The sequence below is a fragment of the Verrucomicrobiia bacterium genome (genome assembly GCA_023953615.1).
Taxonomy (GTDB): Bacteria; Verrucomicrobiota; Verrucomicrobiia; order Limisphaerales; family JADLHS01; genus JADLHS01.
In genome coordinates this window covers 1,306,731-1,331,347 of record JAMLJH010000002.1, presented here as the reverse complement: position 1 = coordinate 1,331,347, position 24,617 = coordinate 1,306,731, and the positions used below count along the sequence as shown (strand labels likewise).

General features: G+C 59.3%; 15 protein-coding genes and 1 tRNA gene. 10 read left to right on the top strand and 6 right to left on the bottom strand.

Annotation, left to right across the window (positions count from 1 at the left end; all coding sequences use genetic code 11):
- Positions 1–40 precede the first annotated feature (40 nt).
- Positions 41–1,138 carry a rhomboid family intramembrane serine protease gene (locus M9920_15910; GenBank protein MCO5053763.1) on the top strand — a complete coding sequence of 366 codons (1,098 nt, stop codon included), beginning with the start codon at positions 41–43 and terminating at the stop codon, positions 1,136–1,138.
- 191 nt (positions 1,139–1,329) lie between these two features.
- Here the strand turns inward: M9920_15910 and M9920_15905 are convergent, their stop codons facing one another.
- The 3 genes from M9920_15905 to M9920_15895 all read right to left on the bottom strand — a co-directional run bounded on the left by M9920_15905 (position 1,330) and on the right by M9920_15895 (position 2,761).
- Complete coding sequence (locus M9920_15905; GenBank protein MCO5053762.1) at positions 1,330–2,250, bottom strand: prepilin-type N-terminal cleavage/methylation domain-containing protein; 921 nt, start codon at positions 2,248–2,250, stop codon at positions 1,330–1,332.
- A complete protein-coding gene (locus M9920_15900) occupies positions 2,228–2,494 on the bottom strand; it encodes a hypothetical protein (GenBank protein MCO5053761.1) in 267 nt (88 codons plus the stop codon). Before M9920_15900 ends, M9920_15905 begins: the two co-directional genes overlap by 23 nt.
- A 180-nt stretch (positions 2,495–2,674) precedes the next feature.
- Positions 2,675–2,761 (bottom strand) — tRNA-Leu (locus M9920_15895).
- A 922-nt stretch (positions 2,762–3,683) separates the two neighbouring features.
- Here M9920_15895 and M9920_15890 point away from each other — a divergent pair.
- The 3 genes from M9920_15890 to M9920_15880 all read left to right on the top strand — a co-directional run bounded on the left by M9920_15890 (position 3,684) and on the right by M9920_15880 (position 6,950).
- The gene (locus M9920_15890; protein MCO5053760.1) at positions 3,684–4,514 is read left to right on the top strand and encodes a sugar phosphate isomerase/epimerase; all 831 of its coding nucleotides are present in this window, start codon (positions 3,684–3,686) and stop codon (positions 4,512–4,514) included.
- 21 nt (positions 4,515–4,535) lie between these two features.
- The gene (locus tag M9920_15885; GenBank protein MCO5053759.1) at positions 4,536–5,570 is read left to right on the top strand and encodes a Gfo/Idh/MocA family oxidoreductase; all 1,035 of its coding nucleotides are present in this window, start codon (positions 4,536–4,538) and stop codon (positions 5,568–5,570) included.
- A gap of 63 nt (positions 5,571–5,633) precedes the next feature.
- The gene (locus tag M9920_15880) at positions 5,634–6,950 is read left to right on the top strand and encodes a neutral/alkaline non-lysosomal ceramidase N-terminal domain-containing protein (GenBank protein ID MCO5053758.1); all 1,317 of its coding nucleotides are present in this window, start codon (positions 5,634–5,636) and stop codon (positions 6,948–6,950) included.
- Between the two features lie 21 nt (positions 6,951–6,971).
- Here the strand turns inward: M9920_15880 and M9920_15875 are convergent, their stop codons facing one another.
- Complete coding sequence (locus M9920_15875; protein MCO5053757.1) at positions 6,972–8,564, bottom strand: MFS transporter; 1,593 nt, start codon at positions 8,562–8,564, stop codon at positions 6,972–6,974.
- 37 nt (positions 8,565–8,601) lie between these two features.
- Positions 8,602–11,292: an FAD-dependent oxidoreductase gene (locus M9920_15870; GenBank protein ID MCO5053756.1), complete on the bottom strand. Its 2,691-nt coding sequence runs from the start codon at positions 11,290–11,292 to the stop codon at positions 8,602–8,604.
- A 116-nt stretch (positions 11,293–11,408) separates the two neighbouring features.
- Between M9920_15870 and M9920_15865 the strand changes: the two genes are divergently transcribed.
- From M9920_15865 to M9920_15845, 5 genes are all read left to right on the top strand, one after another.
- The gene (locus tag M9920_15865) at positions 11,409–14,204 is read left to right on the top strand and encodes a hypothetical protein (protein MCO5053755.1); all 2,796 of its coding nucleotides are present in this window, start codon (positions 11,409–11,411) and stop codon (positions 14,202–14,204) included.
- 97 nt (positions 14,205–14,301) lie between these two features.
- Positions 14,302–15,075 carry a glycoside hydrolase family 16 protein gene (locus tag M9920_15860; protein ID MCO5053754.1) on the top strand — a complete coding sequence of 258 codons (774 nt, stop codon included), beginning with the start codon at positions 14,302–14,304 and terminating at the stop codon, positions 15,073–15,075.
- A gap of 111 nt (positions 15,076–15,186) precedes the next feature.
- Positions 15,187–15,930 carry a prepilin-type N-terminal cleavage/methylation domain-containing protein gene (locus M9920_15855; protein MCO5053753.1) on the top strand — a complete coding sequence of 248 codons (744 nt, stop codon included), beginning with the start codon at positions 15,187–15,189 and terminating at the stop codon, positions 15,928–15,930.
- Positions 15,927–19,220, top strand: a complete 3,294-nt coding sequence (locus M9920_15850; protein ID MCO5053752.1) for a hypothetical protein — start codon at positions 15,927–15,929, stop codon at positions 19,218–19,220. Before M9920_15855 ends, M9920_15850 begins: the two co-directional genes overlap by 4 nt.
- A 126-nt stretch (positions 19,221–19,346) precedes the next feature.
- Positions 19,347–21,920, top strand: coding sequence for a hypothetical protein (locus M9920_15845; protein ID MCO5053751.1), 2,574 nt, complete (start codon positions 19,347–19,349; stop codon positions 21,918–21,920).
- Between the two features lie 118 nt (positions 21,921–22,038).
- Here the strand turns inward: M9920_15845 and M9920_15840 are convergent, their stop codons facing one another.
- A complete protein-coding gene (locus tag M9920_15840; protein MCO5053750.1) occupies positions 22,039–24,414 on the bottom strand; it encodes a hypothetical protein in 2,376 nt (791 codons plus the stop codon).
- On the opposite strand from M9920_15840, the gene M9920_15835 reads away from it, so the two are divergent.
- Positions 24,413–24,610: a hypothetical protein gene (locus M9920_15835; GenBank protein ID MCO5053749.1), complete on the top strand. Its 198-nt coding sequence runs from the start codon at positions 24,413–24,415 to the stop codon at positions 24,608–24,610. The two genes, M9920_15840 and M9920_15835, sit on opposite strands and share 2 nt — an antisense overlap.
- Positions 24,611–24,617: the final 7 nt, after the last annotated feature.

Below are 24,617 nucleotides of genomic sequence, written 5' to 3'. Positions count from 1 at the left end.
TGACTGGCGGACTCCCGCCAAAATCTTCTAAATTGCGCCCATGCCGCTCTGCCCACATTGCCGGACTGGTTTGCGAACGATTCGCCAGCGCGAAGGTTTGTTTTACCTTTGCCCGATTTGCAACGGTCGCGCCGTCACCCTGCCGCAAATCCGGCGTGTGGCGGGCGATCGTTATGCCACTTCGTTGCTGCGGCGCATCAATCAACCCACGGTCCCGGGTGAGGTGCGATGTCCCTTTTGCGCCGCCGCCATGCGCCGGGTGTTCTCGGACGATCCGCCGCTGGAACTGGATTCCTGCAAACGCTGCGGCGTGATTTGGTTTGATCCGGAGGAATTTGAAGTTTTACCCGAGAGCGCGATTGAATCGCCGGACGCCGCACGGTTGCGCGGCATCGAGGTTCTCGCCACGCATAAGTTGGAAGCCATGAAGCCGCAGGGTGTCACGGATGATGCGCCGGATGAGAATTGGAAAATGATCCCGGCCATCTTCGGTTTTCCCGTCGAATCCGAGATCAACCCGCTGTCCTGCCGTCCGTGGCTCACCTGGTTGCTCGCGCTGTTCATTGCGGCGGTCAGCATCATCGCGTTTTTCGATTTGGACACCGCCGTCGAACGCTACGGGTTCATCCCCGCTGAGGCGTGGCGTTTGGGCGGATTGACGTGGCTCACGTCCTTTTTTCTGCACGGCGGCATTTTGCACCTGGTGGGGAATTTGTATTTCCTGCTGATCTTTGGCGACAACGTGGAGGATTATCTCGGGCGCCCCCGCTACGCTGGGCTGCTGCTGGCGGCAACGCTGGCGGGCGACGCGCTGCATTGGTTGATCACCCCACATTCGATGATTCCGTGCATTGGCGCGAGCGGCGGTATTTCGGGAGTGATTGTGTTCTACGCGTTGCAATATCCGCGCGCCCGGTTGGGGATTTTGTTGCGCTACTTTTTCTATTTTCGCTGGGTGCAATTTCCCGCGTGGGTGGCGTTGGGACTTTGGTTGTTGTTACAAACGATCACCGCGATTTTGCAGGTGAGTGGATTCAGCAACGTGGGCGCCACGGCGCACCTGGGCGGAGCGGCGGCGGGTTTGGGGCTTTGGTTCTGGTGGCGCCGCCAGCAGCGCCGACCGGTAATGGACGTATAACCGAAGGGATGCCGCCTCTAACCCGTAACAGTTCGATTGGAGTTTGGGTGGAACGGGCCACCGGCCCGACAGCCGAACGCAAAGTGTGCGAACCCAATGGTGTGCGATCTCCGTGCGCTCGGCTGGGCGGCAGGTTGCCGCCCAGAACGGCCAAGTTGGCCGTTCCACCTGGACCACTGCATCGTTCCGCCTTAAGGCACGACGGTTCTGGCGCTGGCCCTCGGGCTGTGGAAGGAATACCAATAGAGATCGGGATCACCAGCCTTGGTCGCAAAATCGTTTCGTGCGATGTACGTAACCGACCTCAGATCGCCGTTCATGGTTCCCCCCTTCCACTTATGAATTTCGGAGTGTCCATCAGCGAAGGAAAATCCAGCGGCACCGTTGTGGTAGGTGGCTGGCGCATCGGGAATGTTGGTGGGGGTGTTGGGAGCAAACGCGCCGGCGTCATTGATGCTGTCCGGATGCTCGTCCATATAAACCCACGTTTGTGCCGGTCCGGGAATAATCAAGTCTGAGGCTTTGGCCGCGCCTTTGTAAATCGTCAGGTTGTTGGGACCTCCAGGGGTGTAAGAGTTGTTCCGTCCCGTGGCCCAAGCGTTTCCTTTCCCCACGTAAATGTTACCCGAAACGCTCCGAACGCGGGAACTCCAGCCCACGCGACGTTGGAGCGGGCTGGCAAAATTATCAGCCGGACATTTGTAAACATTTTTTTGATTGCCAAAATAGCGGGCGAGCGAGGCGTGCTTGGGGTCCAACAAAAAAATGGTATTCGTGTTATCCGTGGCAGTGCTCCAATCCAGCCAACCCGTGACCCATGGGCGGTTTTCCGGATAGGCGTCATTATACTTAAAACCACCATGAAACGACATGGGAAAATTGTCGTTGTTGTCCACCTGATACATTTGGTTGGCCAGCATCAACTGTTTGGTGTTGTTCATGCAACTGATGCCTTGCGCCTTGGTTTTGGCCTTGGCTAGCGCTGGCAGCAACATCGCCGCCAAAATGGCGATGATGGCGATCACCACCAACAGCTCGATCAAGGTGAAACCGGATTCGCGGTCGCGCCGCGAGCTTCGCGGTTGTAGGTCAATGGATGAGGTTTGATTCATAAGCTTCGATTCCGGTTGCTTGTGGCAACATGTCCGCTTGGCCTCCGATTGGGTGCCACTCCCGCCGCCGATCCCCAAACTCCATATCATGTTTTTCATCAAGTAGCGCGTCAGGTATGAACGGAATGTTTTGTGTAAGTGTGTACGCTTTGTCGGGATGCGCAATAACTTTTTTGCTCGGCCCCGGCTTTTCATCGGGGCGAGCGCATCGCGCTGGATTAGGGAAATGTGACTCGCGATTCACGGTTCGACGGATTTTAATCGTTCGGGAGTTGTTGGATACTGACGTAATTTGAGATCAGGAGCGTCACCCCAAGGGGTTGCGGCGACTTGACGTCAATTCGTGACGCTGAGTTCGGCGGAATGACAGCCATCCGGCTCGTCAAAGCCGGGATGTGATCGTTATGAATGAAAAATTAAAGAGTGGTGCCGATGGAGGGGGTCGAACCCACACACTCGTGAGAGTACCAGATTTTGAGTCTAGCGCGTCTGCCAATTCCGCCACATCGGCTCGGCCGGGACTATATTTTGGAGCCCATACGAAGTAAACTATTTTTCAATCGGTGAAAAATTTTGGCGAAATGGTTCGTCATTCGCTCGTAATCCTGCCTTCGACTACGAACGGGAAGGGCAAAGTTTGTAGTCCCGCCTTCAGGCGGGGCGAGGCACAAGGGAGCGTATTACAGAGTGACTGCGTTGCTTCCGGCTAAAGCCGGGACTACAAGCGAGGAGGGCGAAGTTTGTAGTTCCGCCTTCAGGCGGGGAATGTATTCGATTTAGCCACAGAGGCGCAGAGCCGCGGAGAGTATTCCAATACGGTGTTCTTTGCTTTGATGATTCATCGTGATTGGGGTCGGCCAATTCCGGCTGAAGCCGGGACTACGAGCGGGAAGAGCAAAGTTTGTAGTTCCGCCTTCAGGCGGGGGATGTATTCGGTTTAGCCACAGAGGCACAGAGGCACGAACAGTATTCCAATACGGTGCTCTTTGCTTTGATGATTCATCGCGATTGGGATCGGCCAATTCCGGCTAAAGCCGGGACTACGAGCGGGAAGGGCAAAGTTTGTAGTTCCGCCTTCAGGCGGTGAATGTATTCGGTTTAGCCACAGAGGCACAGAGGCACGAACAGTATTCCAATACGGTGCTCTTTGCTTTGATGATTCATCGCGATTGGGATCGGCCAATTCCGGCTGAAGCCGGGGCTACAAGCGAGGAGGGCGAAGTTTGTAGTTCCGCCTTCAGGCGGGGGCGAGGCACAAGGGAGCGTATTACAAAGTGACCACGTTGCTGCCGGCTAAAGCCAGGACTACGAACGAGAAGAGTGGAGTTTGTAGTTCCGCCTTCTCGCTGCCATCGCAGTTGGCAGGGGCGGCGGGTTTTACAGCCGACAAATGTGTTATTGAGCTTGGCGCGTAAAACTGTTCTCTTGTCAGCATGAGTTTGCAAACCATCCGCCAACGTCTCGCGGTGTGTAGTTGGTCACTCCAACCCACCAGTCCGGAAGACCTGATTTCCAAATTGCAACCCACCGGGGTGACTCGGGTGCAACTGGCCCTGGATCCGTTGCGCGATGATCCCGCCGGCTGGCGTCGGACGCCCGAGTTGTTGCGACAGGCCGGAATCGGCATTGCCTCGGGTATGTTCGGTTGTGTGGGTGAAGATTATACCTCGATGGAAACCATCCGGCGCACGGGCGGCATCGCCCCCGACGCCACTTGGGAGCAGAATTGGAAAAACATCCAGGCCACCGCCACGATTGCCAGTCAGCTCGGTTTGAAGCTGGTGACCTTTCACGCGGGTTTTCTGCCGCATGAACCGGCCGATCGCGATTTCGCCAAGCTCAAGCAGCGGTTGATGCAAACAGCGGATGTCTTCCAGGCGCAAGGTCTGGCGCTGGGTTTGGAGACCGGTCAGGAAACTGCGGCGGTGCTGGCGGAATTTCTCCGTCAACTGAACCAGCCCAACGTGGGCGTAAATTTTGATCCCGCCAACATGATTCTGTATGACAAGGGCGATCCCATCGAAGCGTTGCGTCAGTTGTCGCCGTGGTTGCGGCAGGTTCACATCAAGGACGCGCGCCGCACGAAAGTGCCCGGCACCTGGGGCGAAGAAGTCGCTGCCGGCACGGGGGAAGTGGATTGGAAACAATTTTTTGCCACGCTGAATCAACTCGGTTTTCAAGGCGATCTCTGCATTGAACGCGAGGCGGGCAATCAACGCGTGGCGGATATTCGCACCGCCCGCGAGTTGGTGGAAAAACTGTAACTTTAACTCCTTAAAATTAACATGAGCAACGCATCCTCTCGTCCCGTGAACGTGGCCGTGGTCGGCCTGGGTTTCATGGGCATCACGCACATCAAATCGTATCAACAATTACCCAACGCCAAACTGGTGGCCGTTTGCGACGCCTACCGGCAACCGGTCAACGGCGTGTTGCCGGGCATCAGCGGGAACATCAGCAGTTCCGACGCGCTGGAATTGGGTCGGGACGTTCGTGCCTACAAGGAGTTGGACGACCTGCTCAAGGATGACGGCGTGGATTTGATTGATCTGTGTGTGCCCACTCCTTTGCACGTGCCGCAAGCCGTAGCCGCGCTGGCCGCGGGTCGCCATGTCTTGTGTGAAAAACCGCTGGCGCGCACGTCCGCCCTGTCGCGGGAAATTGTCGCCGCCGCCAAATCCGCCAAGGGATTTTTCATGCCGGCCATGTGCATGCGGTTCTGGCCGGGCTGGTCCTGGGTGAAGGAGCTGGAGGCGAAACAAACGTACGGCAAAATTCTGACGGCGCGGTTTCGGCGGGTGTCCGCGCCGCCGGGGTGGAGTCGCAAAGCGTATTTCAACGGTGGCGAATCGGGCGGCGCGCTGCTGGATTTGCACATTCACGATACGGATTTTGTGCAGTTCGCGTTTGGCCGACCGCAGCGCGTGTATGCCACCGGCCTGAGCCGGTTCAGCGGCGCGATTGATCACGTCGTGACCCAATATCACGTGGCCAACGGCGCGACGGTTTACGCCGAAGGCAGTTGGCTGCTGACGGCGGGATTCAACATGTCGTACACCATCATGTGCGAGAAGGCCACGGTGGACTACGACAGCGCGCGCGGTGCGGATGCTTTGCGCGTGGATGAGGAAGGCCAGCCCACCCGCACCATCAAACCGGAAGGCGTGGATGGTTACGTGGAAGAATTACGGCATCTGGTCGAGTGCATTCAAACGGGCCGACCGCCCTCGATTGTCACGGCGGCGGATGCGTTAAGCGCGGTGGAAATCTGCGAAGCGGAAGAACGGTCCATCAACACCGGGCAGGTTGTGACGCTTTGATTTCCATTTTTGCCACGGCCACCACCCCCAACGTCACGCATGAAACTTCGACCATCTTTAATCATGACCCTTGCGGTTCTCGCGCTGGCCAGTCTGCCGTTGAGCGGTCAGGAAGGGCTGCGTTCAATCGGGGCAGCCAGTGTGGATATTACTCCGGATTTTCCGATCCGGTTGAGCGGTTACGCCGTGCGCACCACGGAAGCCACCAACGTGGCGCAGCGCATCTGGGCCAAGGCTCTGGCCATTGGCACCGACACGGAAGGTCCGGTGGTTCTAATCACCGTGGACGCAACGGGAGTGCCCAAGTCCGTTCGCGATGCTGTCGCGTCGCGTCTGGCACAAAAGCAAATTGACCCGCGGCGCGTGACGGTTTGCTCGACGCATACGCACACCGCGCCGTTTCTGGCCGGCTATTTACCAACCCTGTTCGGGATGCCGCTGCCACCAGAACACGAGGCGCACGTGCAACGCTATACGCGGGAACTGACGGACGCGTTGGAGCGCGTCGCCTTGGACGCCTTAAAAGCGCGGCAACCGGCGCGGCTGGGTTGGACGCAGGGGCAGGCCGGTTTCGCGGCGAATCGCCGCACCAAGGGCGGTCCGGTGGATCACGATCTGCCGGTGCTGGCCGCGCACGATGCCGATGGGAAATTGCGGGTGGTGCTGGTTAGTTACGCCTGTCATTGCACCTCCATTGATCCGCGCGAGAACGAGATTTGCGGCGACTGGGCGGGTTACGCGAAGGAATATCTGCAGCAGGATCATCCCGGCGCGACGGTGTTGGTGACGATTGGTTGCGGGGCGGATTCCAATCCGCAACCGCGCGGCACGTTGAGTCTGGCGCAGGAGCACGGTCGCGAGATCGCCACCAACGTGAACCACCTGCTGCGGGGAACGCTCAAGCCGGTGAACGGGCCGTTGCGTTGTGTGACCAAAGAAATTGCGTTGCCGTTCGACTCATTGCCCACGCAAGCGGAATTCGAGCGGCGCGCGGAACAGAAGGATTACGTGGGCTACCACGCGCGTTGGACTTTGGCGAAACTGGAGCGCGGTGAGGCGTTGCCCACGAAGCTGCCGTATCTGGTGCAAACCTGGAACTTCGGCTCGGACCTCGGATTGGTGTTTCTGCCGGGAGAAGTCGTGGTGGATTATTCATTGCGCTTGAAGCGCGAACTGGATGCGTCCCGGCTGTGGGTCAATGCCTATGCCAATGACGTGCCTTGCTACATTCCGTCCGAACGGATTTTGACCGAAGGCAGCTACGAAGGCGGTGGGGCGATGACGTATTACGGCTTGCCCACCCGTTTGGCGCCGGGCGTCGAGCAGTTGATTGTGGACGCGGTGCGCGAATTGGTCCCCAGCGATTTTGTGCGGCCATAAACCCGCACGAGTCTGATGTGGTCAGGCGTTCATGTCCTGCCACCGGCGTGCGGCGCGTCCAAAAAACCAGAGCGCAATTACCGCCACCACACCGATCAAGGCAAACGGCACCCACACACTGATTTGTGGATGATACGTGTCCCAAAGCAGCCGCGTCGCGGCCACGGCATCCAACCCGGTGACCTGCTGCAGTTGGTTCATGGCCTCGGTGCGCGACACGCCCAGCACGGTTTCCAGTTGAGTCATGTCTCCGTTCCAGCTTCGATCCGCACCGAACGGTGTTTTCTCGGCCAGATAGCGCAAGGCCAACATCGCTTTCTCGCCATAATGACCATAAACGTAGCCGGCGAGTTTAGAGCCGACATAGACGCCCACTCCCACGGGAATATTGGCGTAACCGAGATAAAGCCCCTTCTTACCCGGTGGCGCGATCAGCGATAGATATTCGATTTTCTTCGGTCCAGTCGCCATTTCGCCCAGGGAGAAAAACAAAATTCCCAGCACCAGAATCCAGGCGTTCATGGTCCAACCGGCCACGAGAATTCCCACCGTGGCCAGCCCCATGCCGATCAGCATGGCCGTCAGCGTGCGCAATTTGCGGGTCAACCAGCCCACGCCCACGACGCCAAGAATGATGAACAGTGAATTGGCGCTGAGCAAAATCTGCTGTGGAATCATCGGACCGCGCGCCGTTTCCTCCACCAGGGCCGCATAGATTCCAGCCGGCAACCACTGTAATCCCGCCGCGAGTTGACCGCTCTCCACCCAGTCGGCGATGAAGTTCGGTTGCAAGTCCCAGAGTTGATACATCATCAACCAGAAGCACGACATGATCGCCAGCCAGGCCAGCAGTCGCGGTTCAATCACGTCCCGCACCGTCCGCCAAAGCACTTGCCAGATGGTTTCCGTTTTGGACGCGCCACTCGGCACGTCCTTGACGAAAAACAGCAGGAGCAGGTTGAACGAAGTGAACAGTGCCGAGGCGAGGAAGAGGTTGCGCCAGGCTCCCGGTGAATGAGCCGTGGCGTGCAACCAACCCGGCAGCAGCACGCTCAAACCCAACATGATCGTGGGCAGATAATGGCCGATGAACGCGCCGACGTTCACGATCCAGTAGAAGATGCTCCAACCCACCGAGGATTTTTCCTTGGGCAAATGGTGCGCGAGTGAACCTTGCAAACTGGGTTTGAAAAAGGCCGTGCCCGTCGCCAACACCATGATGCCAAGAAAAAAGCCCCAGTAGTTGCTGACGAAACCGACGTCGCGCAAAAAGGCGATCATCAGATAACCCAGCAGCATCAAGGTCAGCGCGAAGCCCAGCGTCCGCTTGTAGCCGAATCGGTCCGCGTATCCGCCGGTGACAATGGGCAGCAACGATTGAAAGGCCGCCCACCACGCGTAGATCGTGCCCTTGTCCGCCGCGGTCAAATGCAAGCCACCGGGATTGTCGGCCTGCATGATGTAAATCGGCGCCATCACGCGCAGATTGTAAAACGCCAGCCGCTCCCACATCTCGATGGAGTTGAGCACCCAGAAAGCGCGTCCGAAGGTTTTCGGGGATTGTGGCGCAGCCGATGGGGCTTCGGGACCGATGGTGCTGGCGGTTTGAGTCATGGCTGCAAACTAAAGGTTGATGGGGCCACGAAGCGGATCAAGGCACCCGGACGCGGTAAAATCGGTTGGTCAAACCCGCCGGGAGCACGTCGGTGCAAACGATCGTTCGTGCAATTTCCGCAGGCGCAAGGTTGGTAAAGTCCTGCCAGTTACCCGTCCGTAAGTCGTCGCGATACTGCAAAGTGAACGCACGATTGGCGCCGGCCAGGAATTGAATGACTGCCGTGTTGGTGGCGGCATCAATGCGCACGCGCAGCACACTGGCGGCATTATGCGGATCGGTGCCGGCCAGAAACTCCTGCCAGTTACTCGCGCCATCCTGATCCGGATCCGTCTCGGGGCCGCTCACTTCGGGCTGGGTCAGTTCGCTGGCGGAAAAGTGTTTGAACCGCCAACCGTCAAACGGCGTGTCCAAGACCCGCACCGTCGCCGTGTTCAGCGCGCCGATTTGATAGTCCGTTCCGGGAGCGAGGGTCAGGGTCAGTGTTTTATCGCCCTCAGGAATCGCGTCATTGATGGCGGAAACCGTCACGCTCACGTTCGGCGTGCCCGCCGGCAAAATGACCGAACCGGGCAAGGCTTCCACGTCCACGCCGCTGGTCGCCGTGCCGCTCAATTGATAATGCACCGTGATGGTTGTGTTGGTGGCAAACGCCGGCCGACTGAACAGCAGTCGGGCCGTTTTTCCAGTTTCACTCGTCACGGGATCGGAGGCGATGAGTTGCACCTCGGGTTGATCGCTGTCCGCGGCGGCAACCCAACGCGCGGCATCGGCGATCACAAAGCCGCTCGTGCCCGTGGTACGCAGACGCAGATAGCCATTTGTGCCCGCGTTGAAATTGGTGGTGAGCAGACGCATCCACGTGCCGTTATGCTGGGTTTGATCCACGCTCACCGTTTCGACTCCAGCCGGATGCACGAGGTCCACCGGGACATTGGTGGCGCGGTTCGGGTGCGTCGTCCAGTGGAGATAAACGTCATACAAATCCGTGGCGGGCAGGTTGGGACGGAACACCGCCATTTTGATGCCCTTCAGTTCGTCGCCGTCATGCGCGTAATTATTCCCCCAATAACCAGCCACCGAAGTACTGTTGCTCCAGACGCCGCTGAACGCGACTTGCGGATCGGAATTATCCACCACCACTCCGCTCACGCCGGGGTCGCCCCAGGTCAGAATTTGTCCGTCGGCGCGCAGTTGCAACGCGAGTTTGTCGTAATGGACCTGCTGCACCGGCACGCCGTCGTCAATCGCGAACGCGGCGGCGGTGGCGGCGGATTGGCTCGCCATCATGAACACGGGCTCCATGCGGGTGGAGCCGAAGGCGATGTGACTTGCCGCGATGGCGAAGGTGACGAAGAGGTTTTCACATTCGTCCGCGCGCGGCACGATGGAGCGGTAGGAAATCGGATAGGGAATGGGCGAACGAACCTGCACGTCGCCTTCATTGCGCACCCAACCGTTTTGGACGACGCGCTGGCAGTTGTGCGAATCCATGTTGTAGGACCCGAGGCAGATGGAATCCGCCGCCCGCCGCGTGCTCTGGCAATCAGCTTGCGTCATCACGTAATCGCTGAGCATGCGCCGCGCTTCCCGCACGTAGATTTGCGGCGAATAACCGCCGGTCTCCGGCCATTCATCCCGGCACGGTCCCCAGCTCAGCATTTCGGCGCGCAAAGCGGCGGGAGACCGCGGACTGGTGGCGAGGTAATAAACCAGGCCCTGCAGGTATTCGAGATGCTCACGATCCATCTGCTCGCGCGCGGCGTACGTGTTGGTTGGATAGGTGTAATTCATGCCGATGAAATCGGTGGAAAACGCGCCCTTGTTGTTCATGTCGGTCTTGCCGTTGGGCATGTTGATCACGCCGAAGAACTGATTGAGCGTGGGCGTTTCACCCGCGGCCACTTGCGCGTCGAGCAGGCGTCCCAACAGTTCGTACCGCGCGGGATCGTAATCCGGCGGCACGACGTGCGGCAGTTGGTTCGTTGGATTTTGCGTGAAACACAAGCGGTAATTGAAGGCCTGGATGCGGTGATCGCCGTCGCCGGGCGTGCCGCCGTCGCCGGCCTGAATGAACGGCAGCAAGCCACTCGCCGGATTGCCAGGTTCAACGTACGGGTCCACGTTCACCGTGAATTGATGAAACGGCGTTTCCGCGCGGATGCCGTTCAGTGATTCGCCATAAACATTCGTGCCCTCGCGACCGAAAGTGAAACTCACCCCGGCCAACGCCATCAGATCGCCTTCGTAGGTTGCATCAATGAACATTTGGGCGCGGTAAATGGTGCCGTCTTCCATGGTGATTTCGGTGATGCGGGGACCGGTCTTGGTCACGGCGGCAAGGCGTTGATGCCAGCGCGGGGTCACGCCAACTTCCGCCAGCCAGTCGGTGTACACGGATCGCGCCACGTGCGGCTCGAAATTGAAGCGTTCCACTTGATTGTAACGCTGGCCGATGCGCCGATAAAACTCGCGCGAGACGCCGCCGATGGAGCCGATGTTGCCCACGTCGGTGGCGCCCAGACCGCCGGTGGTCAAGCCTCCCAAATCCGTATTGAACACGGCGAGCGAAACGCTTTTGCCCAGACGCGTGGCTTGCACCGCCGCCGCAATGCCGCCGGAAGTCCCGCCATAGACGCAGATATCCGATTCAACCACGGTGGCCGCTTGCGCCATGAACCCGATGGAAAATACCAGGACGCCAATTACCCGACAAAAGCTCATCATGCGTCATCATGGCGGGAATGATGAAGTCCTGTCGAGCGCGCAAAGTCGCGGGTTTCCGATGTGGAGTTGACGAATCCGGGCGACTTGCGACAGGCTGATGCCATAAAGTTGAAACCATGTTTGTAACTTCCCGAATCATTGCCGCTTTCGGATTGCTGATGTCGTGGTGGGCCGGCGCGGTGACGGCTCAGGAACAACGGGTGACATTGCAACCCGAGATGGTCCGCAGCAGTTCGCCGTTGGCGGACTTTTCCGGTTTGGTGGATGAACAGGCGCGCGTCGGTGATCCGCCGCAACTTGCCGCCACGAACGGATGGAGTGTGGCTTCGCAGCATTGGCGGCAGTTTCCTTTCAGCGCCACAATTGATCTTGGCCAGGCGCGTAATCTCTCCGCGCTTTGGGTCTTTGATACGCACAACGAAGGCGAGTTCGACATCGCCGCCGGCGAGCCGGGCCACTGGCAAGTGGTTACGAACTACGATTGTGATGCGTACCGGCACTGGATTCGGATTCCGCTCGAAGTTACAACGCGTTACTTGAAGCTCGAGCTGAAGTCTTCGGGCGCAAATTTCGCCGAGATCGCCCTTTATGAATTTACGCCCGAGGCGCATCGCGCCTGGCTCGAACGTAAAGCGGCGGCGGCTCGCGAACACGCCGAACGCGAAGCCGCTTTACAACAAGCCGAAGCCGAACTGGCCCGGCGACCGTGGCTCGAGCTGCCACCGTTCGGTCGGGTGCGATTGGTGGATGAAGTGGATTGCGCCGCGACTGAACCCGATCACCAATTCCGCGAAAGCCCGGCCCGGGCGAGCCGCGTTGAAACCATTCTCGGTCAGCCGTGTCGCGTGCTTCAACCCGCCGCTGATGAAGCGAGCTATCTGGCGTTCCGCATCGGCAAATGGAAACGACTCAAGCCCGGCGCGGCTTACGTGTTGTCGGTTGAGTATCCCGAGGATCAACCGCGCAGCGTGATCGTGATGAACGGCGGCAACGAAACCTCGCGCGGTTTTCATACCGGCACGACCATTGGCGATGCGCTCCATCCCAAATACGTCAACAACAATCCCGAGTCGTTGCGCCTCCCGCTCTCGGGGCGTTACGAGAACTGGTCGCTCTATTTTAATCTGCACGATCGCTTTCCCGATCTCGCGTTTCTGCGCGGTGCGGGGGAACGCCGACTCACCGCCGATGATGGTTTTGATGTCGTGATCGCGCAGTTTTCCCGGGCGAATGATCCCACCTCGCGCGGCGCGGCGGTTTCGCGCCTGCGCCTTTACGAAGTGGAAAATGAAACGGCACTGGCGCAACCGTTGCCTTGGCCGCCAGCGGCGTTGCCTCGTCGCCACGTCTTCTGGCGTGAGGAAATGTCGGATGGCGTGATGGAAGGCGCCAAGGAAATCGAGCGCGGCGTGAACGACCGACTGGATTGGTATCGGTTCAAGGCGAACCAGATGCGCTTCCTCGGATTGAACACTTACACCAAAGACCTGCTGGAATTTGGCGCTTGTCAGCATTGGGATCCGACGCCGTATGGCGGAAACGATTGGGTGCATTTCAACGGCAGCACGAAGGACCTCTGGGCGCAAATTGTCGCGCTCATGGGTGAACGCGGTTTTGACATCCTGCCTTATTACGAATACGCGGGCAGTCGCGGCAACCGCGGCCTGGGCAATCAACGGCGCGCGAAACCGCTCACTCGCGATGACGCCTACACGCACATCACCTGGGCGGAGAATGCGAACGCCGATCTCACCGATCCGGACACGCTGGCGGACTTTCAGAAAATGCTCGAACTGACGGTGGTGCGACTCGAAGACCGGGCGCGCTTTGTGGGGGCGTGGTTGCGACCGCGCGGACAATTGCCGATGGGTTTCGGCGACGCCACGCGCGAACGGTTCGCCCGCGAAGCCAATGGAAATCAGGCGGTGTCGCGCGCCGACTTGATCGCAGACCCGGCGTTGCTGCAGCGTTACGAAGCCTGGTGGTTCGGCAAGCGCCGCGAATTTCTCATGGGCCTCCGCGATTATTTGCGCCAGCACGGTTTGCCCGAAGCGCTCGTGCTTTACACCACGGAGGCGAGCGAACCCGGACCGCGCTTTTCGACCTGGGAAAACCGTCTCGTTACGGATGACGTGGCGGGGTGGAAAACGATTCTCGCCGCCCCCGAACACCAGCGCGAGGACCGTCCGATCGTGCCGCTCACCATCGAACGCGTGGTGAACGAGCAGTTGTATCTGGAAGCGCTGCTGTCCGCGCCGTTGAATTGGGGCAACTGGGAATGGCCGCACTCCCGACCTCCGGCCGATCCACAACGCTATCGCGAGACGCCGGGCGTGTTGCTCACGCACGGGTTCAACCGGCTTTACACGGTGGCCGCGCCGCCGACGTTCGCTGCGTTCCGCGGTCCGTCCGGTCTGGCCGCGGTTCGTCACTACACGCTCAACGAAGACATGATGTCTGATCGCAATGACCAACCGAAGCTGGGGTATTTCGTCGCCGACGTGGAATACGCGGGGCCGGCGTGCATGATGGCCGAGGCGCTGGCGGTGGCGAACGGTGACCCAACCCTGTTGGGTTATCTTATTGGCAGTAATTTCGGGCGCGGGTTTCCGCAATACGTGCGTGAATTCAATGCAAACTTTCTCGCCTTGCCCGCACTGGCCAGCGAACGCTTGCCGCAAGCCAGTGCCGACGCGGAAGTGGTGGTGCGCGCCATTCGCACACCGAAGCACGGCACGTATTACGCCATCGTCAACACGGGTTGGGTCGCTAAAAAATCCGTTGCACTTCAACTGGCGAAAACGGGTGAGTTGACGGAATTGGTCGGCGGACGAACGCTCGCGGCCCATACGGGCAAAGTGCTGCTGGATTTGCATCCGTTCGAACTGCGCGCGCTTCATGCGGACGATTGAACCGCGCTCACCAGCCACTCCGCGGACGGATTTTATCGGTCACGGGCCGTAAAGCTTGCATCGCCAGCGAGCCTCGGCCTACGCTGAGGCAGCGCTTATGAAATTCCGCCTTTACATCACCTTGCTCGCCGTCGTTTTGACTTCGGGCTGTTCCAGTTTGACTCAAAAGAATCAGGCGTTTCTGCCACCCGCGCCCGCCGGCAAGGAATGGAAGCTGATCTGGCATGATGAATTTGAGGGCGGGCAACTCGACGCGACGAAGTGGAATCGGCTCGGAGACTGGAAACGTCGCGATGGCTTCTGGGTTCAGGACGACGCTTATGTGAACGGGCAGGGGAGCTTGCTGTTGCGCACCCGGCGTGATGGCGACCGTTACACCTGCGGCGCGGTCAACACGCGCGGCAAGTTCGAGCACGCTTTCGGTTATTTTGAAGCCCGCTGCAAAATGCCCCGGCAGCCGGGGCATTGGTCGGCTTTCTGGATGATGTGCGACGGCGTGGGGCAGGTGGGCGATGGTGGACGGGACGGCACGGAGATTGACATCGTGGAAATGCCGTGGCGCGATGGCCGGCTGACCTGCAATCTTCACTGGGACGGTTACGGCAAGGATCACAAATCCGCCGGACACAAATTTTCCCTGCCGGAAACCACGACGGGTTTTCACACGTATGGACTGTTGTGGTTGCCGACGGAATACGTCTTTTACGTGGATGGCAAGGAAGTCTGGCGCAGCGACGCGGGAGGCGTCTCGCAAGTGCCCGAGTTTCTCAAACTCACCAATGAAATCGGCACATGGGCGGGCGACATTAAATCAGCCCAGCTTCCGGATTACTTCGAAGTGGATTATGTGCGCGTTTATGATTTCAAGTGATTTTACACCGATTTTTCTGATGGGCTTGCCCCCCCGCTTTCGGTGCGCGGGGAGAGACAGTACGCACATTGACGGCTGCGCGTTAATGACTCATTTTCATGGAGCGCCAATATGCCAGTTGAATTGAATCCATCCACCCGCCGCGGTTTCGCTTTCACCTTGATCGAGCTGTTGGTGGTAATCGCCATCATTGCCATATTGGCCGCGATGCTGTTGCCCGCATTGAGCCAGGCCAAGGAACGCGCCTCGACCACGCAATGTCGGAGCAACGTCAAGCAGCTTGGGTTATCCTTCACGATGTATGCCGCGGATAACGCCGACCATTTGCCGTATGCGTGGTGGTACAACGCCGGGGGAGACGACGCCAACGTGAATAATTTTCATTATCTGCTCCAGTCCTATCTGACCGCGGCCAAGTTCTCGGCCGGCACCCGCACCACCAACAGTGATTTTGCCCGGAGCATCTATCCGTGCCCGGCGCGGTTGCGGGAAAATCACTGGCGCACTTTCCGCGAGTATCAAGCGGGTATGCCGGGCAATCCCTGGCGCATCAGTTACGCGATGAATCAATACACGCTGGTCAGTTTCCCGCCCGAGGTCACCAGCCCGAAAACGGTGACGCTGGCTTCGATTCGTAAACCCGCGCAAACGCTCGGGGCGACGGATGTTTCGTATGAGTTGAATCATCCCGCGGTAATCTGGCTCGGACGCGCGTCCGATGGCACTTACGATCTCGGGTGGCGTCACGGAAAACGTCATCCGAGTGGCGGGGCCAACATGGCTTTCTTCGATGGTCATGTGGAAACCATCACATTGCGCACCACGAACGGGATCGTCATGAATTTCAAGGAATGAATCGGATCAAACTGTTCGGAACGATTATTGTATTGGCCTTCGCGTGCCGGTTATCCGCCGCGTTGCCGGAGTTTGATTTCACGACGCCGACCGGCGGGCAGGGTTGGACCGCGCAGCACGATCTCAGCGCGCTGGTGACCACGCCGGAAGGACTGCGCGCGGACATCAACGGCGCGGATCCCTATTTTATCGGCCCCCCGCGCGATTATCCCGACGGACAACCGTTGTGGCTGCGCGTCTGGTTGCACTCGGAAGTCGGCGGCGTTTTACAAGTGTTCTACTTTCCCGCCAACGGTAGCGCCTCCGAAGCCAATTCCGTGTATGCCGTAGTGCCGCCGGGTGTTTGGGTGCAAGTGCGTCTCGCCGTGCCGCCGCTGGGCGCAAATTATCGTCTGCGGATTGATCCGCCCGGGCAAAGCGGCAGCGCCACGTTTGCGGCCGTGCGTTTCGAGGAACGCAGCGCGTTGCCCGATTTTGATTTTCGCACCCGGCCCGATGTGACGGCTTGGGAAGCCTGGCACGCCATCGCTGCTTTAACGCCAACGTCGGAAGGGTTGAATATCGAGATCGGCGGTGGCGATCCCTACGTACGCGGCCCGGCGCGGAATTATCCCGCCGCCACTCCGCTCTGGATGCACTTGCGGCTTAAATCGGACACCGCCGGAATGGCGCAGGTGTTTTATTACAAAACAGGACCGACGGAGGAAGACTCGGTGCGATTCGACGTGCCGGCGGGAGTTTGGACGGAGGTTAAAGCGCGCTGTCCGGCGCTCGGCTCTGGCTACCGTTTGCGCTTTGATCCGCCGGGCGACAGCGGGAATTGCCTGGTGGAACGGCTGTGGTTTGAACCGCGCACGGAAATCACTCCACCGACCTGGCCGACGCCGCTCCATCCGCAACCCGACGAATCCGCCCTCGCCGTGACTTCGGCGGGATTGCGGGTCCGCCATGCGCCCGGTGGGCCGGGAATGTTTCAAGTGGAAGTGGAAGGCCAATCGTTCGCAGCGGGTTATCCCAATGCGTTGTTGGGCTATCTCGATAATCAGCAGGCGCGCTGGGTGGCGTTGGACAGCGCCAGCGCGAGCGCGACGGTGCAAATGGTCAATGACCGTTTGGTTGCCGAAACCACGTTGACGGATCCCGACGGCGGACAATGGAATTTTTCCCAGGCATTTCGTGCGTCCACCGGCGGGGTTATTGAAGTCGAAACTTCAGTCACGGTGAACACCAATCGCGAAGTGATCTTTCTGCCCGCGCTCTGTTTGTTGGCGGGAACGGACACGTTCGGCACGAACAAAAATCAGGCGTTGTTGAGCGGCGTGGAATACCTGGAGAATGAACCCAGCAGTTCGGAAGCGGATGTGCGTGGTTATGGCGCGCGCCGTTTGGTTCCGGACGCCGTCAAACTCACGTTTCCGCTCATGGCTTTGCAGGCGCAGGGACGTTATCTCGGGGTAACCTGGGAAACCGATCCCGCTTTCGCGCCCGCCTTTGATTCGCCGGATCGCCAGTTCCAATCCGGTGGTCATTTGCTGGGTCTCATTTGTCCCGGCTCCGATGGACTGAATCGCGATGAAGGGAATCTGCTCCCGTATGGTGGCCGGTGGCTGGCCGCGAATGAACCTTTGGTACTGCGCGCCAAATTACTGGGGGGCGCGGGTGAAAGTGTGGTGCCCGCCATTCAAAAATACGTGGAATTGCACGGCGCGATCACGCCGCCCACCCCGGACCTGAACGAGACCAGTTTCAATCAGTTGGAAGCCAACGGCTGGCTCAATTCATCCATTCGCGAAGGCAGCTTGTTTCGCCACGCGGACACTCCGAATTTCACCCCCGTCGCTTCCGCCGAGGCGGCGGTGTGGATGGATTGGTTGGCGGGCGGCGTCCAAGACCACACTTTATCCAATGAGCTTCGCGCCGCGGCAGTGACGGCGAAAGCCGCCGTGACGCCCAATTATTACGCGCTGTCCGGCATTGGACACGTTTGGCATCCCACGGCGGCGCTGGTGTACGGAGCGGTTGCGGACAACCTAAACGCCGTGCGCACTCAGGGGCAGCAACGGTTGCAACAGTTTCAGGGTGACGGAGTGATTCTTTATCAAGCGCCGTCCGACGGACCGGACTACGGCGAGACGCATTGGTCGTCGGAAGCCAACGGCTTGGTGGGGACCGCATTGGCGCGGCTGTTGGAAGCGGCGCTGTTCACCGGGGATCGCGATTTGTTGACCAACAGCCTGAAACATCTGCGCGCGTTATCGAAGTTCGATCAAACGGTGCCGCGCGGTGCGCAAACCTGGGAAATTCCCCTGCACACGCCCGATATTCTGGCGGCCGCTTATCTCGTGCGGGCTTACACGTTGGGCTACGAACTTACCGGCGATGCCGCGCTGCTCGAACGGGCGCGTTACTGGGCGTGGACCGGCGTTCCATTCATCTATCTCGAAGCCCCCACGTCGGGAGCGGTTGGAGTGGGCGCGAGCATTGCGGTGCTGGGCGCGACCAGTTGGGTGGCGCCGTTGTGGATTGGATTACCCGTGCAATGGTGCGGTCTGGTCTATGGCAATGCGTTGTACCGGCTGGCTCGTTACGACTCGTCCGGACCATGGACCGCCCTGGCGGATTCCATCGCGGCATCCGCCGTGCAGCAGATCTATCGCGCCAATGAACCGGCGCGACAGGGATTATTACCGGACAGCTTTGCGTTGCACTCTCAATCTCGTAACGCTCCCGCCATCAATCCCGCTACCGCGCTTTCGCAAAGCTGGCAGTACTTCGGCTCGCGCCCGTTTTACGATTACCTCGCGTTGCGCCGCTTTGGCGTGCGCGTCAATGCGGCCGGGCAATTGACCAATTTGGAGGAGCGCTCGGATGGTTTTCGCTTTACGGTGCAAGGTTGGTCAACGTCGCCGCATTGGTTGTTGCTCAATGGAATTCGCCAAACTCCACAGGTGCGGATCAATGGGCAGTCCGTTTCTCTTTCTGCGCCCCATGCGTATTCGCCGTCGCAAGGCTGGCTCATTTTACAAGTGCCGCCCACGGCCGAAGTCGAGGTCAAGGTGCCCGCCACGGCCTGGTTGCAGATTCAACGGGACCCGCCGGACGCCACCGTGTTGCAATGGCCCAGCCGTGCCAGTGAGTACTTTTTGGAGCGTGCCACTACGCTGGGCGCAAACGCTGCCTGGGAACGCGTCCAGACGCCGCCCAGCTTGCAAGGCGCTTGGTTCCGTTGGACGAATGATAATCCGGAAACGGCGTTTTTCAGACTCGCCACGCCGGCGGTGGCGCCATAGGCTGGCGCATCATGCGTTCGCCATCACGGCCACTAAAAGCAAAGGGCGCAACGCGCGTGGCCTCCGCCGTCGAAGTTCCGGTGGCCACTCATTAACCATAACCAAAAAGCTCAAAACCAGATCATCATGAAATCAACCAGAACAACGCCGGCCCGCGTAGTGGTTTCACTGCTGCTTGCCGCCCTGATCGGAGTCTCGCTCAACGCGCAAATCGCTTTTGTGCAAAACCCAAGTTTTGAAAGCAACTTCAACGACACCTGGCCGCATTACAGCGGGATTGATCAGTGGAGCGGCGGTAGTGGCGTCAATGACCGCAGCGTGGATGCCGGTGGTCCGTTTCACGACAATGGGGCAACGCCCGATCGTGACCGCGTCGCCTTCATCCAGGGCAGCGGTAGTTTGTCGCAGTCTATTTCCGGCCTGACGCCGGGTGAATCGTATTGGATTCAGTTCTTCTACAATTGTCGCCTACCCGGTCCGCTGGACTTGAAGGTTTCCTTTGGCGGCACGCTGCTGGCCACGATTAACAACGTGCAGCCGGTGGGCGATCCCAATCCATTCCGGTTCCGCAGCCTTGCGTTCATCCCGGAATCCAGCGACGGCGTGCTCACTTTTAGTGTGGTGCCGTACGGCGATCAGTCGGCAGTGTTGGATGCGGTCACCATTGTCGCTCGTGGCGAAGATGATTTGATTGTCGTTAACCCGAGCTTTGAAGCCAGCGGCTATCTGCCGGCCCCCGGTCCGCTCACCAATCTGGCGGGTTGGAGTGGCACGGGCGACTTCGGAGTGGATACGGCCTACGGCGTTTATGCTGATAATGGTGACGCTCCGGATCAGGAATTGGTGGCGTTCATTCAGGGCGAGGGTTCGCTGACGCAAACCATTTCCGGATTGGTGGCGGGACAATCTTACGAAGTCACTTTTGCCTACAATGCCCGATCCGGGGAAGCTCCGCACCTTCGGGTTCAGGCCGATGCGAGCGTCCTGCTCGATGCCGACGTGGCGGCGGTGGGCTACGGCATGCCGTACCACATGGCTACCATCACCTATACCGCCACGGCCGAGCAAGTTGTTCTGTCCTTCACCCAAACCAAGGCGACGGCTGACACAGTTTTGCTGGATAACATCCGCGTGCGCGGTCAGGCGGTGGTGCCGCTTCCACCCATCACGCTGTTGCCCACCGACGCACTGCTTTCGCCCGGTGAAACCTTCAACCTGGAGGTCAGCCTCCCGAGCGAGGCGCTGGTGGATCGCGATCGGGATGTGGTTTTGACCTCCGATCCCGAAGTGGCCGTTATTACCGGCGCGGATGCTGACGGCGACGTTGTTCTGCATTTTGAAACCGTCGGCGCGGGACCGGCAACTCAAATCACCAAAACCTTGACCGTCACCGGCGTGAAGCGCGGGACGACGCAGGTTGAAGTTGCGGACGGTGACGGCTTGGAAGCGGCCAACGCCGTTCGCGTCGCCGTGACCGAGTCGTTTGTGAGAAACCCGAGCTTCGAGAGCGGCCCCGCTCCCACCGGCGTTGGTTATGGTGACATTCTGGCCTGGAATCGAATCGGCAATGGCGGCCGCAACAGTCTCGGGATGCCGTTTGCCGGCGATGGCAGCAATGGGCTGATTCCCGACCGCGAATTGGTGGCCTTCATTCAAGGGGCGGGGACGATGTCGCAGACGATCTACGGCTTGACGCCGGGGCAGACTTATTGGCTGCAATTTCGCTACAACGTCCGGGACTACACCCCCGAGGGCGGAGGCGAACCTCCGGTGCTGGATCTTACCGTGCGCTTTGGCGGCGAAACGCTGGTCAGTATTCCGGCGGTTCAACCCGTCAGAGACTGGGGGCTGTTTCAATACTATTTCACCAACCTCGTCTTCACGCCCACCGCCGCCACCGGCAATCTGGAATTTTCAGCGGCGCCAGTTTCCGGTGACGCCAGCCTGTTGCTGGACGCGGTCAGCATTGTGGCGCGGAGTGTGGACGATATTGTCTTGGAGAATCCCAGTTTCGAAGCCAGCGGCACTCCGGCGGGCGCGGGTTACATTGCGCCCAAATTGATTGCGGGTTGGAGTTCGGAACAAACCGGATACGGCGTGAACCTTGACGGCGAAGGTCCGTTTGCCAACAACGGGATGGCGCAGGATCAAGACCTGGTTCTCTTCATGCAAAACGGCGGCAGTTACGTGAGTCAGTACGTGACCGGTCTGACCCCCGGCGAGCCGCACACCTTGATTTTCGCTTTGAACGCGCGAAGAATCGGGACGCATTTTCCGGATCTCCGCGTGTCCTTTGCCGGTGAAGTTCTGCTCGAGACCGACGTGGCTCCCGTGGCCGAGGTCGGCGGGGCGACCCCCTACGACACCAAATATCTCACGTTCACTCCTTGGGGAGCGGAAGGCGAGTTGCGCTTTGAGAACGTCACCGATCCGGCGTTTGACGCCACCTTGCTGCTCGATAACGTGCGATTGGTCCTTGGCACGGTTCGTCCTTCGGCGCGATTGCACATCGCGTTGCTGCCGGATCAGATCGTCCGGCTGGCCTGGGATGCCGCCGACACCGGTTACACCCTGGAAACCACGGCGGAGTTGCCGGGCGGATGGCAGCCGGTCGCGGCCCAACCGGTGATTGAAGATAGCGAATGGGTCGTGCTTCTGCCGCACGAACCCGGATCGCGATTCTTCCGCCTGAAGCAATAAGAGAACGTCCCGACGGCGACTTTTGCGGAAGTCATTACCTCGGCGCCGGTCCATGAATGGCCGGCGCCATTTTCTTTGCTGGCAAAGTGCCGGGTTGCTGCGACTGCGTCCAAGCAGTTCAAGGGCGTAGGATGGCGCGATAAAAACGCTGGCCATTGGAGTCCGTATCTTGAAATTCCCAAGTGTCGGCGTCGCCCTGGCCGCGTACGCGTTCCGTCCATGCTTGAAGATCCGTTGAGCTTTCCACAACAAAGCGCAAACCAGTCACGCCGCTCGCGCGGATTCGCCATGACTCGTTTCCAATGGATTCCGGAGCCGATAACCGCAGGGTCGGATGCGCCACCCAGCGCGCAATGCTGGCAGCGGCTTTGTTGCCCGCCGCTGGGAACATTCCACCCACCCACAAGGCATCACCCTGCCACACTGACGTCCGTACTCGTGGCGCAATGCCAATATTCCAGTGGCGCAGTCCGGAACCCAGTCGTGTCCAGTTCGTTCCATCAAATCGGGCCAGTGCCGGAATATTTTGCCCGCCGGCGCTGGTGAAAAACCCGCCCACGTAAAGTTGTCCTTCGCGCATCGTCATGGTCATGATTGCCGTGGCGGAGGCCAGCACGCCATCGTGCGGCGGAGTGCCGACCGGATGCCATTGCGTCCCATCCCAACGCGCCAGATTGTTGACCGCCACTCCACCCGCCGTGGAGAAACGTCCACCCGCAAAGACATTGGTTCCATCCACAACAATGGCCTGAACCGTAACGCCAGTCGCGCCATCCATTCCACTACCCAAGGTTTCCCATTGACCATTTTTCCAAACGGCAATGCGATTCGCCGTCAACGTACCGATATGAGTGAAGCCGCCACCTGCGTAAAGACCACCTTCCGCCCAGGTGAGTGCCGTGATTCCGTTGTCCACCTGATCCGCCAATGTGCTCCATTGATGGCCATCCCACCGTTTCACCGTCGGACCGTTGACTTGGAAATCGGCAAGCGATTCACCGATGAAGAGGTTCGTTCCGTCGCTGGTCATGGCGCCGATGGCGCGGTTGGTAATGTCGCCCACGGCTTGCCATTGGCTGCCACCCCAGCGAGCCAGGTTATGCACCGTGGCACCGCCCGCGTTGGTAAACCCACCAGCCGCAAATAATTGTCCGTTTTGCACGACCAGACTCCAAATGACGGGAGATCCGCCAACGTTCGTAAAGTCGTCGCCTAATTTCGTCCAGACATTGGATTTTAATTGCCAGACGGCGCGACCGCTCGCCCCGGTCGGTTCGGAATAAACTCCGCCAACGAACAGCGCCTGTTCGTCCGCCGCCATCGAGAAAATGTTCAGAAAACCATCCGTCAGCGCGAGACTGTTCGAGACCACGACCGGGCGCCATTGCGTTCCGTTCCACTCGGCGACGTGCCCGGCCCGTTGTCCATGCACCGAAAAGAAATAGCCTGCCGCAAACAGTTGACCCGACTCCGCGACGCACATGTGAGCTGGCCCTTGATTCCCGCTCCAGACATCCAGGCCAATGGGTTGCCAGGATGATCCGTTCCAACGCGCAACATTATTTACCGTGGTGTCTCCACTCTGCTTCAAACTGCCAACGGCATATAAACCACTGGACGTCGAGAGCAGATGGTCTGGCGCTTGATCAAACCCGTCGCCTACTGGCCACCAATTTTCACCATCCCAACGCGCCAAATTATTGGCGGCTACGTCGCCGATGCGGGTGAACGAACCACTTCCGTAGAGTTCTCCGTCGTGAATGGCGAGGGCGCGAAAAGTTCGATTGGTCACTCCAGGTAAAAGTTGCCAAGTGGTGCCATTCCAATACGCATTATACGAAATCGGCGTGTCGGCAATGGTATTGAAGCCGCCGGAAATAAACACCATCTCGTCGCGCACCGCCAAGCACCCAATTATGTCCGGCCTGCCAATCCGACTGCCGTACGTTTCCCAGGTGTTTCCATTCCAACGGGCGACGCCGTAATAGTTGGTGTCGCCAGCCAACTGAAGATTGCCCGCGACAAACAAATCGTCGTTGTGAATCAGAAGTTGGTTCACTCGCGCCGCCGCAATGCCGGGCAAGGCGCTCCAATTGGTGCCGTTCCAACGGGCCAAACCGGGCAGCCAGGCATCGCCCGAGCGCACGAAATTTCCACCGGCATAAAGTTGATTCTCCCCGGCGACTAAAGACGTGACCACCAAGCCCGTGACGTTGGTGCCAGACAATCCTTCACCTACTGGCCACCAGTTGTTCCCGTCCCAACGCGCTACGCCGGGGGCAAAGTTCGCGCCCGCACTCTGGAAATTTCCGCCGACATACAGTTCACCATCGTGCCACACCACCGTGAACGCGCCTTCATCCAAAGCCGGGCGGCCAAAGCGAAAATCCCAACGCGCATCGTCCATGTGGTCCGCCCAAGCCATGCTGGCAAGGCAACTGATCAGCGCGAGCGCGTTGGGCAGCCAAGAATTCATCAATCGAAATCGTAACATGAAGACGATTTGCGTCAACGGATCGGATGGCGGGTCGCGGCGGGTCGCGGACGCTACCGGGCCAAATTGGGTGAGCTTTAATCATTGTTGCCTGGCGGGAGACGGAAGCGTATCAAGCCCGGTGCAGACCAACCGTCTGACCGCCGACCTGGTGGACCTGCGGCTGTCACTTTTCATTCGTGTGAAGTCCCGCTAATCTGAGC